Annotated in this window: 7 protein-coding genes; 1 reads left to right on the forward strand and 6 read right to left on the reverse strand. The window is 58.3% G+C overall.

Going from position 1 to position 15,340, the window contains the following annotated elements; translation table 11 throughout:
- Window positions 1-15: 15 nt before the first annotated feature.
- From IPK65_07190 to IPK65_07215, 6 genes are all read right to left on the reverse strand, one after another.
- Window positions 16-426, reverse strand: coding sequence for a PA2779 family protein (locus tag IPK65_07190; GenBank protein MBK8162919.1), 411 nt, complete (start codon window positions 424-426; stop codon window positions 16-18).
- 111 nt (window positions 427-537) lie between these two features.
- A complete protein-coding gene (locus tag IPK65_07195) occupies window positions 538-891 on the reverse strand; it encodes a PA2779 family protein (protein ID MBK8162920.1) in 354 nt (117 codons plus the stop codon).
- A 205-nt stretch (window positions 892-1,096) separates the two neighbouring features.
- Complete coding sequence (locus IPK65_07200) at window positions 1,097-1,432, reverse strand: PilZ domain-containing protein (GenBank protein MBK8162921.1); 336 nt, start codon at window positions 1,430-1,432, stop codon at window positions 1,097-1,099.
- Window positions 1,433-2,088: 656 nt separating this feature from the next.
- The gene (locus IPK65_07205) at window positions 2,089-2,829 is read right to left on the reverse strand and encodes a Crp/Fnr family transcriptional regulator (GenBank protein MBK8162922.1); all 741 of its coding nucleotides are present in this window, start codon (window positions 2,827-2,829) and stop codon (window positions 2,089-2,091) included.
- A 24-nt stretch (window positions 2,830-2,853) separates the two neighbouring features.
- Window positions 2,854-3,678 (reverse strand): response regulator, encoded by an 825-nt coding sequence (locus tag IPK65_07210; GenBank protein ID MBK8162923.1) that lies wholly within the window; start codon window positions 3,676-3,678, stop codon window positions 2,854-2,856.
- A gap of 2 nt (window positions 3,679-3,680) precedes the next feature.
- Complete coding sequence (locus IPK65_07215) at window positions 3,681-5,384, reverse strand: response regulator (GenBank protein ID MBK8162924.1); 1,704 nt, start codon at window positions 5,382-5,384, stop codon at window positions 3,681-3,683.
- A gap of 1,056 nt (window positions 5,385-6,440) precedes the next feature.
- Between IPK65_07215 and IPK65_07220 the strand changes: the two genes are divergently transcribed.
- Window positions 6,441-15,290 (forward strand): cyclic beta 1-2 glucan synthetase, encoded by an 8,850-nt coding sequence (locus tag IPK65_07220; protein MBK8162925.1) that lies wholly within the window; start codon window positions 6,441-6,443, stop codon window positions 15,288-15,290.
- Window positions 15,291-15,340 lie beyond the last annotated feature (50 nt).

Consider the following 15,340-nt stretch of genomic DNA (forward strand, 5'->3'; position numbering starts at 1 on the left):
AACCAGGGGCGGTATTTACGGCATCGCAGAGCCTTTATTGGTGAACGGAAACACGTCGGTCCATCCCAGCAGGTCGGTGATCAGCAATACCAGAAAAATGGTCAGAACCACGCCTAAAACACTTCCGCCGGCGGGCATCGTATCCAGTTTCTGGGCCAACTGTTGCGCCTCGGTGTCGGTAAGCGCAGCCACGCGTGCCTGCACCTGCGCGGGATCGACGCCGAGAGCGGACAGTTTTTTACCCACCTCTTCCCGGTTCAGGGCCTCGTGGATACGGCTGCGGTCTTGCTGTGCCTGGGTCGCCTGTACCACCGCTTCAGTGCCGATCATGGCGGCGTTCGCGGACGGTAAGTGGAGGCACAGGGATAGAATTCCGACAGTGACAGTGGCGCTGACGGTCCGGGAAAAACGGAGGTATATTTTCATGGATCATACTCCTCGGGTTGGCGGTCTGTAACGGATTCTAACTTCCGGGATTCAATCTGGCAGGGCACATAGTCAGGATCCCGTACAATTCAGTGCAAACTGGTTCCAGTCCTATAGAACGAGCACCAATAGCAAAATCACCAGCAGGAGACCGATGACTCCGCTACCCGCCGGTAACTGGTCGAACTTTTGGGAGATGGTCCGGATCTCAGCAACCGTCAGTGCATCAACGCGTGCCTGAACCTGCGCGGGATCGACGCCAAGTGAAAGGAGTTTGGTCTTAACCTCTTCGCGGTTAAGGGTGTCCTGTATGAGGCCGCGTTCCTGTAGTGTCAGATTATCCTGCACCACTGTCCCGGTACCGATCATGGCGGCGCCCGCGGCCGGCAGATACAGGCTCAACGTGAGCAATACGACTGTGGCGGCGACACTGGCGTAGCAGGCGAAATGGCGAATGATGTTCAAGTATCACGCTCCTGGGGACGGTTTCATGGACCAGACAGTGTAAAGCTAGGTTATAGTGTCAGTGAGTTCTGTACGATAGCGAACACAGTGCGGACTAAAAACGACGATGTGCTCTGTGAATCGCGATTTACCGGGCATGTCGATATCAGGCGGGGCGGAATGTCTGATGCCAGTAGTGGAATCACACGGTACCATGCCGCAACCCTTACTGTACGTTCTGCCGGATATCGGGATGGTCCGGTATCGTGTTGACAAGGAAATTATGTATCGATTCGGATCGTCTATAGTGGAGTGCAAAACCGTTATGACTCCGTCGTACAATCTTTCCTATTACGATCACTGATCTCGTCAGATATTGAAACCTCAGCCAAATCTTGGTCCGAACAATCCTGTACTTCAGTACATCATTCGTGCCCGTTTCGATAAACATGCCATCGGTGCTGAGATTGCACGTTCGTGCCGCCATAAAACCGTAACCCGGGATGAATTGAAGATCCACCTCGGTATCAATCATAAAACGAACGAAATTGCGCCGGTCCATTTTATAATCCCCTCATTATGTGATGAGTAATTGGCATGCATTCATGCGCGCCATGGATAATAACCATCTCAAAACCACAGCAACGCAGCGGAGCGTGTTATTTCATTCAGAATAAAAATAATGCCCGGGGAGGAATTGAATTGAACAATTCTTCAGGCACGTGCTCTCAGAAGGAGGAATGGGGGAGAGAGCGAAATCGATATGCTGATACGGATAATTCACAATATTCAGCATGACTCCGGCGATTATCACGAGTATGTTTCCTTCTCTGTTATCCACGCAGAAACAGGATTAATAGACATTAAAAACCAGAGTTAAAAATAAACTTGCCAATGACCGGAAACAGAGAAGATAAAATGATGTGCCGGCGGGATCTGTGCGCCAGCAAACATAGCGCGTATTTTATGGACCTCACTTGCCCACAAACACTAAACAGGGAACTTTCACGAGTGTAATGAAGTTGTTACGCAAGTGAGGCGGTCTGGTAGCCAGGATGTGCTGACCCGCTCGCTTATTCAGGCACGTTGATTGCGAATTGCGCGGAGCACCGGTCAATGCATCCCGGTATTTATCGGGTGTATTACCCTATTGGAACGGACCGGCGGACCAGCGTTGTGGTACGCCGGCTGCAGTGCGCCCGGTACGTAGGCGGATTATCAGCCGACAGTAGAAGTGTCTTGACGGTACTGCAGCTCGGGCAACAGGCGACGCAATTCCTTTCTGACTACCGCGTAGCACTCGCACGTATGGGATTCCAGCCCGGACCGCTCAAGCACTGCAATGTGGCCGCGGCGGTAGCGAATTATACCGGCGCGTTGCAAATTCCCGGCGGCCTCAGTAATGCCTTCCCGGCGTACGCCGAGCATGCTGGCAACCAATTCGTGCGTCATGATAACCTCACTCGAGGGGACTCGGTCGAGGGTTAATAATAACCAGCGGCATAACCTCTGCTCTATCGAATGGTGCCGATTGCAGGCCGCAGTCTGGGTCACTTGTGTTATCAGCGCCTGAGTGTAACGCAGCAACAAGCGCTGCATTATACCGGCGCGATCAAATTCCTTCTGCAGGAAATGGCGCTCAAGCCGGTAAGCGTGGCCCGCGATCTGCACTACGGCCGAGCTTGGTGTGGTATTCCCTCCCATGAACAGGGAGATTCCGACTACGCCTTCATTGCCAACCCCCGCGGTTTCGGACGATGCGCCGGACTCCATGACATAGTGCAGCGACACGACGGCGCTGATGGGGAAATAGGCGTGCTGCAACTGTCCGCCGGGTTCGTAGAGCATCTCACCGAGCGGCATCGGGACCAGTTCCAGACGGGGTGCCAGCCGCTCGAATTCAGCAGTCGGCATAGCGGCCAGAAGACGGTTCTGATTGGGGCTGTGGGGCAATAACATGGCGAACTATCGAAATCTTGAATTCTATTTCTTGGCGGTAAGCTCGACGCCGATTCCGCGGTAACCGATGAAGCGGCAGGACCGGTTAAACATCGGCTCCCCACTCACATGAAAACTTTGTTGCGAGCCGTCAGCATTGACGCGGCTTAAAACGAAATCCAGGAAGGGCTCCCGCGCGGCAATGCGAGCCTGCAGTATCTTGCGGTCCGCCTCATTCCAGCCCTTAGTTCCGTCATCGCTGCTCTCGCCCACAAAGGCGTCGACCCGGATGCCGAGCATTTCCAGGACCGGACCGGAAACCTTGGTGAAGTTCCCGGCCTCGTCCTGTTCCCAATACCAGTCGGAGGCCAGCTCGGTCAGGCTGCGATAACGCGCTTCGCTTTCACGCAGTTCCGCGGTCCGTTCCAGCACCGTCTGTTCCAGAACCACGTTGTAATTCTGGAGTCGTTTGTGCAACAGCCGTACTTCCAGCATGTTGTGGATGCGGGTCCTGACTTCGACCAGATCAAACGGTTTGCTGATGAAATCCTTTGCACCGGTCTGCAACGCGCGCAGCTTGTGACCCGGTTGGGCGGTGAGCACGACGACCGGGAGGTAGCTGTCGGCATCGTCGGTCTTGAGACCTTCCATCACCTGGAATCCATCCATGCCGGGCATTTGCAGGTCGAGCAGGATCAGGTCATAGTGGTTCTTGCGATGCAGTGCGCAGACCTTCTGCGGGTTGACCGTAGAGGAAACGCAGGTGTAGCCCGCCTCGCCCAGCAACTGCTCGAGCAGGATGATATTGACCTCCTGATCGTCAACAATCAGGATCCTGGCTTTAAGAATGTCGGCAGCAATGGTAAGCATGTTTATTTCTCTTTATTTGCGCTGTCCGCTTCCGTTTTCGATACGTACAGCGCCATATCCAGCGTATCCATGAATTCATTGACCTTGATGGGTTTGGTGAGATAACGGAAAAAACCGGCCCGCAGACCCTTCTCAATATCGCGCGGTATGGCGTTGGCGCTGAGCGCAATCACCGGGATGTGCGCTGTTGAAGGATCTTCTGCCAGGATTCTCATCGCCTTGATACCGCTGATGCCAGGCAGGTTGATATCCATCAGGATGACATCCGGCCGGGAGGAGCGCGCAAGCTCGACGCCGCGGTTTCCGTCCTTCGCACTCAATAAGCGGATATCGGGCCGGCGTGCAATGAGATCCTCGACCAGCATCAGATTGGCGGGGTTGTCCTCGACGTAGAGGAGGGTGCGCAACCGCCCGTCGGCATGAGTTTTCGCATGGGCGGATACCGCGGGTTCGCCTGCGCCGGCAGCAGGGTGTAATTCAGACGTCAGATTCAGTTCGATCCAGAACACACTGCCCGTCCCGACAGTGCTTTCCACGCCTATGACTCCATCCATCAGTTCGACCAGCCGCTTGCTCACCATCAGGCCGATGCCTGTGCCTTCCTCGATACCGGCCTCTTTTCCCAGCCGGTTGAACGGCTGAAAAAGCTGCGCCACTTCATCCGCGGCCAATCCTTCGCCGGTGTCCTTGACGCAAATGCGAATGTGTCCTGGGGAGCTCGCAACGCAGTCCACGACGACTGTTCCGCCCACCTTGTTGTATTTGATGGCGTTGGAAAGGAGGTTGATGAGAACCTGCTTTACCCGCGTCCGGTCGGCTTTGACAAAGTACGGGATTGTAAACCGGGGAAAAGACATGCTGATGTTGCGTTTTTGCGCCTGCGGTTCGACCATGGCCTGGCATTCGCGCACGACATCGACCAGCGATATCGGTTCCAGCGACAGCGAGAGTTTTCCGGATTCGATCAGCGCGAGATCGAGGATTTCGTTGATCAGCTCCAGCAAGTACCATCCCGCTTTGAGAATCTGATCGATGCTTCGCTTCTGGGAGAGCGTAGGCGGCGGTGTACTGAACTCCATAAGCTGGGCGAATCCGAGGATTGCACTGAGTGGAGTGCGTAGCTCATGGCTCATATTGGAAAGGAAAGTCGATTTCGCGAGGTTGGCATTATCTGCAATAGCCATGGCCTTGTGCAGTTCCAGTTCAAACTGCTTGCGTGCCGAGTTATCGGTGCCGATTAACAGGTATCCTATGATAGTGCCTAAATCATCGCGCAGCGCCGTGATCGACACGATTCCCGGAAAGCGGCTGCCATCCTTTCTGATGTAGGTCAATTCATAGATATCATCGATTTCGCGCGACGCCTTGAAAGCCAGGGCCTCGAAACCCGGTGTAATGGAGATTGCAAGTTCGCGGCTCAGTGCCTGTGCGCGCGCCATCACTTCATGCGGATCATGGATGTCGCTGGGTGTGATCTTGTTTACGACTTCGGCGGCCGTGTAGCCCAACAGGCGCTCGGCGCCGACATTGAATAATTGAATGATGCCTTTCTCATCGGTGGCGATAATCGAGAAATTGGCGCTGGTGAGGATCGCAGTCTGCAGGGCCCCCGTTTTAATCAACGCTTCCTGGCGCCGCGCTTCGGTAATGCCGCCCGACTCGCAGCCATCGTCGAGAACAACGGGATTATTTCCTTTTTTGGACATGACCGGTCTCAGTGTAAAGCGTACATTAAAATTGAAACAGATCGCGAAGCCCGGCTGCAGGATAAGAGCAGGGAAGCCGGTCAAATAAATATAGGCATTGGGAACGTTGCTGCCTGCCGCCGTCCCCGGACAGTGATGCTCTGTTTGTCACCGCCGGAAAGATATGATTCCGGCCCCACACAATGAAAAACCCTGCGTATCTTCCGGAGAAGTAACAGAGAATTGTCCCGCCCATTCCTGCGGGCGTCTGTACGCCAGGACACATAAGGCAGCTTTTTGCAGTTTTATATGTGCATTCCTGCTTTGAATTGCGTGAGTAAACTGGTCTTAGCTCCGGGTTCGATCGGGTGGCGCTTGCCGCAAAATAACACACGCCGGAACTGGCAGATGAGGTTTATCAGTTCAGCAAAGAGCAGGGCAGGGCCAATTCTCCCACTTGAGATCGTCCCTCTGTGCGCTGTCAGACAGATGGCGCGAAAAATCCAGCGTATACATTGAGATCGGTGCAGGCGCCGCTTCCACGGCCGCGGCCAGTTCTGCAAAACAGTACCACACAGATGCGCGTACTATGAGCATGATGCTCATCCATTATCAGAATCGTGATTGTCCGGCAGAGGTAATATCGTCCGCGCAGATTGACCACAGCGGGAACAGGTGTCTGGCAATGCTGACATTTGCCGCATGACAGGATATGCAATGAATATCGAAAACAGTATGAAGCCGCCACTGGCCAATCCGGTCACGTCATTCCGTGCAATCAACTCGCCGCGTACCAGGAATCAGCTCCGGGCGACTGCCACTGCCGACGCTCTTGCGATCAAAGCAAGATGGATAACGCAGATAGGTGAAACCAGAAAGATATGGAAGAAAGTTACTCCCGAGGGTATGGCGAAAGTGAATGTAATTATCACAAACTCACAGGACAAGTGCAGATTTACTTCAAAATCAGCCATGAAGCATCGGACATGAGAGTGAAGGACAACCTGGACACACACTGTTTCATGACCTGATCGAACTTCAGGTTAAAGTGAGATTAGTGGTCAGCATACGCAAACGATGAGGCGCGAGACCCTGTTCAAGGCGTTTCTTCGAACTGCCGCCGCGTACGGCGTAAGCTGGCGCAGCGACCGCTTCAGCCACAATGAGGATGACGATCAGACGCCGCTGCGCGCGGAGTTGTTCAGTGCAGATCAGATGGAGCAGCGCGGCAAGGTTCTGGCGGGTGAACACACCCTGAGCAAATCCGACGCGCCAGATCGACTGCTGAGGCGGCTGGATGACAACGAAACGATTTTGATCGAAACCCGCAGCCTGCTGACAACTGCGGTCAAGGAAAAACTCCGGATCGCCCCCGCGGGAGAGTGGCTGCTCGACAACTACTATCTGATCGAAGAGCAGATCCGCACCGCCAGACAGCACCTGCCGAAAGATTACAGCCGGGAATTACCACGTCTTGCGCAAGGACCCTCCCGAGGATTGCCGCGCGTGTATGACCTTGCATTGGAGGCGATCTCGCACGGCGACGGGCGTGTGGATTCGGAAATCCTCAGCCGTTTCGTGGCGGCGTATCAGACTGTCACTCCGCTTACGCTGGGCGAGCTGTGGACGATTCCGATCATGCTGCGCCTGGCGCTGATCGAGAATCTGCGCCGTGTGGGCGCACGGATCACCACCGCCAGAATCCATTTTAACCAGGCGCAGGCCTGGGCGGACCGGATGATGGTGATCGCCGAAAGCGATCCAAAGAGCCTGATTCTGGTGATCGCCGACATGGCGCGGTCGAACCCGCCGATGGTGAGTCCGTTCGTAGCAGAACTGGCACGCCGCCTTCAGGGTCATGGCCCCTCCCTTGCTTTACCGCTCACCTGGATCGAGCAGAGACTCGCCGAATCGAGTCTTACAATCGAGCAGATGGTGTTGTCGGAGAACCAGCAACAGGCGGCGGACCAGGTATCGATCAGTAATACTATCGGGAGCCTCCGTTTCCTGGGGGCAATGGACTGGCGCGTGTTCGTTGAGACGATGAGCTTCGTCGAACAGGTCTTATTGGAGGATCTCGGAGGCGTTTATCACGGCATGGATTTTGCCACGAGGGATCGCTACCGCCATGTCGTCGACAGGCTCGCTAAGCGCAGTCAACTGTCCGAAACCGCAATTGCACGTGAGGCGATCGGGCTGGCACATCGGAACGCGACTACCAAAGGCGCAAACGATCATTCCGCGCACGTCGGTTACTATCTAATCGATCGCGGATTGCCGCAGCTCGAGTACGCGGTGAAGGCCCTTTTTTCCCCCGATGAGCTTCTGCGCCAATGGCTTGGCCGATTCCCGCTGACCCTCTACCTCGGTGCGATCCTCCTGATGACGGTGCTCTTCGCCGGGGGCTTATTGGCGCAGGCGCACGGCAATGGTGTGGACGGATGGCGACTCGTACTGCTTGGGATCTTGTCGCTGTTGGGTTCGAGCCAGTTGGCGTCGGCACTGGTGAACTGGCTGGCCACCTTGCTGATGAAGCCGCATCTGTTGCCGCGAATGGACTTTTCGCGGGGACTGCCGCCGGACATGCGCACTCTTGCGGTGATCCCGACGCTGCTCAGCAGTACACAGAGCGTCGAAGCGCTGCTCGAGGCATTGGAAGTCGGCTATCTGGGAAACCAGGATGGGCACCTGCATTTTGGCCTGCTGACCGATTTCCGCGATGCGCAGGAGGAGGCGCTTGCCGAGGATGAACCGCTGCTGCGACTGGCCCGGGCCGGGATCGAAAAGCTGAATGAAAAATACCCGGATTCAGAGTGCGACAGATTCTTCCTGTTCCATCGCCCGCGACGCTGGAATCCGTCGGAGCGGATCTGGATGGGTTACGAACGCAAGCGAGGGAAGCTCGCGGATCTTAACGCGTTGTTGCGCGGGAGCGGGCGCGGGAACTTCTCGCTGATTGTCGGAGACGCAGGTGGTCTGGCGGATGTACGTTACGTCGTTACACTCGATACCGATACGCAACTGCCGCGCGACTCGGTGCGGCAATTCGTCGGTGCGATGGCACACCCACTGAACCGCCCGCGCTACGACGAGGACAGACAGCGCGTCTGCGGCGGTTATGGCATTCTGCAGCCGCGTATCGCCGCGAACCTGTCCGGAGCGAACCGGTCGCTCTATGCACGCCTGTGCGGCAGCGAACCCGGTATAGACCCGTATACACGTTCTGTCTCCGACGTTTACCAGGACTTGTTCGGTGAAGGATCGTTCATCGGCAAGGGTATTTACGATGTAGACGCGTTTGAGCGCGCGCTACAAGGACGTTTCCCGGAGAACCAGATTCTCAGTCACGATCTCCTGGAGGGTTGCTACGCGCGTTCGGGGTTATTGAGCGATGTACATCTGTTCGAGGAGTATCCCGCTCGCTATCAGGCAGACGTGAAACGTCAGCTGCGCTGGCTGCGTGGCGATTGGCAGATTGCACACTGGATGTTGCCGTATGTTCCGGGTATGGACAGGCGGAAAGTGCGGAATCCGTTGTCGCTGCTGTCGCGCTGGAAGATCTTCGACAATCTTCGGCGCAGTCTCGCCCAAGCCGCTTTGGTGCCGCTCTTGCTTCTGGGCTGGTTCGTGTTGCCACAGCCCTGGTTCTGGACCCTCGCGGTGGCCGGTATTGTTCTGATTCCACCCTTTATGGCCTGCCTTGTGGATGCGTTCCGCAAGCCCAGGGAAGCACTCCTGAGCCAGCATCTGGCTGCCGTACTGCATTCGGCCGGGCGGAATTTCGCGCTGGCCGGGTTCAGGATCGCATGTCTCCCGTATGAGGCGCTGCTCAGCCTTGGCGCGATCCTGCGCACGGCATGGCGCACGATGTTCACGCACCGCCGGCTGCTGGAATGGTGTGTGTCCGGCGAGCAGGATTACCGGGTCGGACCCGGCGGACCCGCAGCTGAAATAACGTCCTCGTACCGGTCGATGTGGAGCGCCCCGTTTGTCGCCGTTTCGGTGGCAATGGCCGCGATCTGGTCCGGACCTGAAGTGCTGGCGGCAGCCGGACCTGTCCTGTGCCTGTGGCTGGCGGCGCCAGCCATCGCCTGGTGGCTCAGCCGGCCGCTGGTTCGCCGCGAGGTGAAACTGACCGTGGATCAGACGATCTTCCTGCGCAAGATCGCCCGCAAGACCTGGGGCTTCTTCGAAAGCTTCGTCGTTGCCGAAGATCATTGGCTGCCGCCCGACAACTTTCAGGAGCATCCCGGTCCGGTGATCGCACACCGGACTTCCCCGACTAACATGGGTTTGGCGCTGTTGGCGAATTTATCCGCCCATGACTTTGGCTTTATTCCGGCCGGATCACTCATCGAACGCACCGCAAATGCGTTCCACACGATGACGTCGCTGGAACGGCATCAGGGACATTTCTACAACTGGTATGACACGCGGTCTTTGCAGCCGCTGCCCCCCCGCTACATCTCGTCGGTGGACAGCGGCAATCTCGCCGGCCATCTGTTGACGCTTCGTGCGGGTCTGATCGCCCTGCCTGATCAGAATATTGTCGGGGCGCGTCTGTTCGACGGGCTCGTCGATACGCTTTCCATCCTCGCCGACACCGCGCCCGAAACGGTTCAGGCGCCGATCGCCCGGTTGCAGGCGCTGCTGAATACCGCCTGCACTCTGCGTCCCGCGACGCTCCCGGAAGTATTGCAATGTCTCGAGCCGGTGGCAAGCTGCGCGGCGATCCTGACCGCCAGCTTGGATACCACGCCTGAAGGTGAGGCGAAGTGGTGGGCGGACGTTTTCGTGCGCCAATGCCGGGATGCGCTCGATGAACTGAGGTTTCTCGCGCCATGGCTGGTGTTATTGCCCGCCGCTCCGCACTTTCCGGACAAGTACCCGGACAAGTACGCGGACTTGGGCGTAATCCCGACTCTGCGCGATCTGGCGGGACGCGCCGACAAGTTATTGCCGGCCCTGGATGCACGACTTAATGAGGATATGACACCGGAAGAGCAGGTCTGGCATGGTGAGCTGCGCAGGCTGATCACGGCGGGGAGCAACCGTGCTTCAGAACGAATCGAGAACTGCGATCGCCTGGTCCAGCAAGCGACCGAACTAGCGTCGATGGAGTACGAATTCCTGTACGACAGGGCCCGTCACCTGCTGGCGATCGGTTACAACGTTGACGAGTACCGGCGTGACACCAGCTTCTACGATCTATTGGCTTCGGAAGCGAGGCTGTGCACCTTCGTCGCCATCGCCCAGGGGCAATTGCCGCAGGAAAGCTGGTTTGCGCTGGGCCGGCTGCTGACGACCGCCGGTGGCGAGCCGATTCTGATGTCGTGGAGCGGTTCGATGTTCGAGTATCTGATGCCGCTGCTGGTGATGCCGGCTTATGACGGCACGCTGCTCGACCAGACCTGCCGGTCTGCAGTGGCGCGGCAGATCGCATACGGCAGCCAGCGTTCCCTGCCATGGGGCGTGTCGGAGTCCGGCTATAACACCGTCGATGCGAACCTCAACTTTCAATATCGCGCGTTCGGCGTACCTGGTCTCGGCCTGAAACGCGGATTGGCGGATGATATGGTCGTTGCCCCGTATGCCTCCGCGCTGGCTTTGATGGTGACGCCCGAGGCTGCGTGCGTGAATCTGCAGCGACTGGCGGCCTGTGGGCTCGAAGGCCGGTTCGGGTTCTATGAGGCCATCGACTACACGCCTTCACGTCTGGCACGCGGCCAATCGAGCGTCGTTGTGCGTTCGTTCATGGCGCATCACCAGGGCATGAACCTGCTGTCACTGACCCATCTGATTCTCGATCGACCGATGCAGCGGCGTTTTGAATCGGACCCCTTGTTCCAGGCTGCCATGCTGCTGCTGCAGGAGAGGATTCCGAGGAATTCCGTGATCCGCACGCGCGTCGGTGAACATGAAGAAGACAGTGCCTTTTCCGATGCTCCGGGAGCGCCGGTGCAGACGCCCATCGGCGCAGAAACGCCGACGCCGGAGGTGAAGCTGCTGTCGAACGGCCGCTACAACATCATGGTCACCAACGCGGGCGGCGGCTACAGCCGTTGGAAGGACCGTGCGGTCACGCGCTGGCGCGAAGACAGCACATGCGACAACTGGGGCACTTTTATTTATCTGCGCGACGTAAGCAGCGGCGATTACTGGTCGGCCACACACCAGCCGACGCTCAAGCGGGCGGAGAGCTACGAAGCGATGTTCTCCGAGGGGCGCGCCGAATACCGTCGCCGCGATCATGATTACGAGGCATATTCGGAGATAGTAGTATCGCCGGAGGATGATATCGAACTGCGCAGGGTGCGCATCACCAACCACTCCCGTGTGCGCAGGATAATTGAGGTCACCAGCTACGCGGAGGTGGTGCTGGCGGCGCCGGCCGCGGATGCCATGCAGCCCTCGTTCGGAAACCTGTTCGTACAGACGGAAATCATTCCCACGTGCCGCGCGATCCTGTGCACACGGCGGCCGCGCTCGGTGAGCGACCAGACACCGTGGATGTTTCACCTGATGGCAACGCATGGGGCCGACATCGGCAAGATATCCTACGAAACCGACCGCATGCGCTTCATCGGCCGCGGGCGCACGGTCGCGGCGCCGCTCGCACTGAGCGGGATTGCTGATCTCTCCGGCAGCGAGGGTTCTGTTCTGGACCCGATCGTAGCGATCCGCTGCCGCATTGTGATCGAGCCCGGGCAGTCGGCGACGATCGATCTGGTGTCTGGTGCCAGCAACAGCCGCGAGGCCTGCATGGAGCTGGTCAAGAAATACCAGGACCGCCATCTTGCCGACCGGGCCTTTGATCTTGCATGGACTCACAGCAGCGTGAACCTGCGGCAGATCAATGCCACCGAGGCCGACGCACAGCTCTACGGACGCCTGGCGGGCTTCGTGCTCTATGCCAATGCAGCGCTGCGCGCCGAGGCCGGCATTATCATGCAGAACCGGCGCGGGCAGTCCGGTCTCTGGGGTTACGCCATTTCCGGAGATCTGCCGATCGTACTGCTGAAGATCGCAGACGAGGCCAATATCAATCTTGCGCGCCAGATGATCCAGTGTCACGCGTACTGGCGCCTGAAAGGGCTGGCAGTCGATCTGGTGATCTGGAATGAAGACCACGTCGGCTACCGCCATCGGCTGCAGGACCTTATTGTGGGGCTGATCGCCACCGGCACTGAAGCCAACGCGATCGACCGGCCCGGTGGCATATTCGTGCGTTCCGCCGAGCAGATTTCGAATGAGGATCGCATCCTGCTGCAGGCGGTCGCGCGCGTCATCATCGCCGACAGCCATGGATCCCTGGTGGAACAGGTTAACCGGCGGGGTTTTGCGGATAAACGGGTAGCTCGGCTAAGGCCAACCAGGGCCCATCGTCCCGAACCTGCCGCGCTGCCCGATACGCCTCGACAGGACCTGATTCTCGGCAATGATCTGGGAGGATTTACGGCGGATGGGAGCGAATACGTCATTACCACCGTGCAGGCGCAAATGACGCCGATGCCATGGGTGAACGTGATAGCTAACCCGGGCTTCGGAACTGTCGTGTCGGAGAGCGGCCTCGCCTACACCTGGAGCGAGAATGCGCATGAATTCCGGCTGACGCCCTGGAGCAACGATCCGGTCGGAACGTCGGGCGGGGAGGCCTTCTACCTGCGCGATGAAGAAAGCGGACATTTCTGGTCGCCGACCCCGTTACCTAGCCGCGGAGCTATGCCGTACCTCAGTCGACACGGGTTTGGCTACAGCGTATTTGAACACACTGCGGGCGGTATCCATTCAGAGCTGTGGGTTTACGTTGATCTCGAAGAGGCTGTCAAGTTCTCAGTGTTGAAGGTGCGGAATGGATCAGGCCGAATGCGACGGCTCTCCGCCACCGGTTATGTCGAATGGGTGCTCGGCGATCTGCGTCCGAAAACAGCAATGCATGTGGTCACCGAGATCGATCCCGCCAGCGGGGCGCTGTTCGCACGCAATGCCTACAACACCGAGTTCGTCGGTCGGGTCGCGTTCTTTGATGTCGACGATATCTCGCGAACGCTGACCGGTAACCGCACCGAATTTCTCGGACGCAACGGCACATTGGAGAATCCGGCGGGACTGTCGCGCACGCAGCTATCAGGTAAAGTCGGCCCGGCACAGGATCCCTGCGGCGCGATCCAGGTTCCCTTTGATCTGGCTGACGGGCAGGAGCGCGAGATCATCTTCCGGCTTGGCGCCGGAATCGACCTCGAGCAGGCGCGCAAACTGGCGCAGCGCATGCGGAAAACAGGCACGGCGCGCAATGCACTGGAAAAGGTGCGGCAATACTGGACGCACACGCTCGGAGCCGTACAGATCGAAACACCCGATCCGTCCCTGAACGTGTTGGCCAACGGCTGGCTTCTCTACCAGACGCTGGCCTGCCGCCTTTGGGCGCGCAGCGGATTCTACCAGTCGGGCGGAGCGTTCGGATTCCGCGATCAGTTGCAGGACGTGATGGCGCTGGTGCACGCGGAACCTCGGCTGGTGCGCGAGCACCTGCTGCGTTGCGCAGGGCGCCAGTATCCGGAAGGCGATGTTCAGCACTGGTGGCATCCGCCTTACGGACGCGGCGTGCGCACGCGCTGCTCGGACGACTATCTGTGGCTGCCGCTCGCGACCTGTCGCTATGTATTGAGCAGCGGAGATACCGGCGTGCTCGACGAGAGCGTGCATTTCCTCGAGGGCCGCACGCTCGGCGTAGAGGAGGAATCGTACAGCGACATGCCTGGTCACTCCACGGATGCAGCCAGCCTGTACGAGCATTGCGTGCGCGCGATTCTGCAAGGGCTCCGCTTCGGCGAGCACGGCCTTCCCTTGATGGGCTCCGGTGACTGGAACGACGGCATGAACCTGGTCGGAATACACGGCAAGGGTGAAAGCGTGTGGCTGGCGTTCTTTCTCTACGAGGTGCTGATGTCGTTTGCCGAGCTCGCACACCTGCACGATGATCCGCCCATCGCCGAACGCTGCCGCAAGGAGGCCCAACTCCTGCGCCGAAACATCGAGCAGCACGCCTGGGACGGTGCATGGTATCGCCGCGCCTACTTCGACGATGGATCACCACTCGGTTCGTCGTCCAATCACGAATGTACGATCGATTCGATCTCGCAGAGCTGGTCGGTGCTCTCCGGAGCAGGCGACCTTGAACGATCGAGCATGGCGATGGATGCAATGGACAGGCGCCTTGTGCGCCGCGACCATGGCTTGATCCAGCTGCTCGACCCGCCGTTCGACAAGTCGGCAATGAATCCCGGCTATATCAAGGGCTACGTCCCCGGAGTTCGCGAGAACGGCGGCCAGTACACGCACGCGGCGGTGTGGGCGGCGATGGCCTTTGCAGCCCTCGGCGACAGCCGTCGGGCCTGGGAGCTGCTCGCGCTGATCAACCCGCTGAACCATGTACAGACCGCGCAGGCCGTTGACATATACAAGACCGAACCATATGTCGTAGCCGCGGATGTCTATGCGATTGCGCCACACACCGGCCGCGGCGGCTGGACCTGGTACACCGGTTCGGCGGGCTGGCTATACCGGCTGATTGTGGAATCGCTGCTGGGGCTGAAGCTGGAGGATGGCCGGCTGCGGTTTACGCCCTGCATTCCCGAGGATTGGACGGAATTCTCACTGAGATATCGCTATTGCGGTACGACCTACCGGATCTCCATTCTGCAAATGTCTGCCGCGGAAGGAGCCACGGTAACACTTGATGGCATCGCACAAACCGATAATACCATTCCGCTGACGGACGATCATCTGGATCACACGGTCGAGGTGAGAATCAAACCGTCGCGCCAGGGAGAGCAAGGCAATAGCGGGAAGCCCCCGTGGCAGGGACATGAGCGAGGGCCGGCGGGAAGAGTCAGGAGCGGGCATTGCGGAGCAGGGCCATTGTGACAGTCGGCGCGCAGGGCCGCCGCAAAGGTGGGTGTTGACTGCGGGATGCC

The sequence above is a fragment of the Gammaproteobacteria bacterium genome, from assembly GCA_016712635.1.
Classification (GTDB): domain Bacteria; phylum Pseudomonadota; class Gammaproteobacteria; order SZUA-140; family SZUA-140; genus JADJWH01.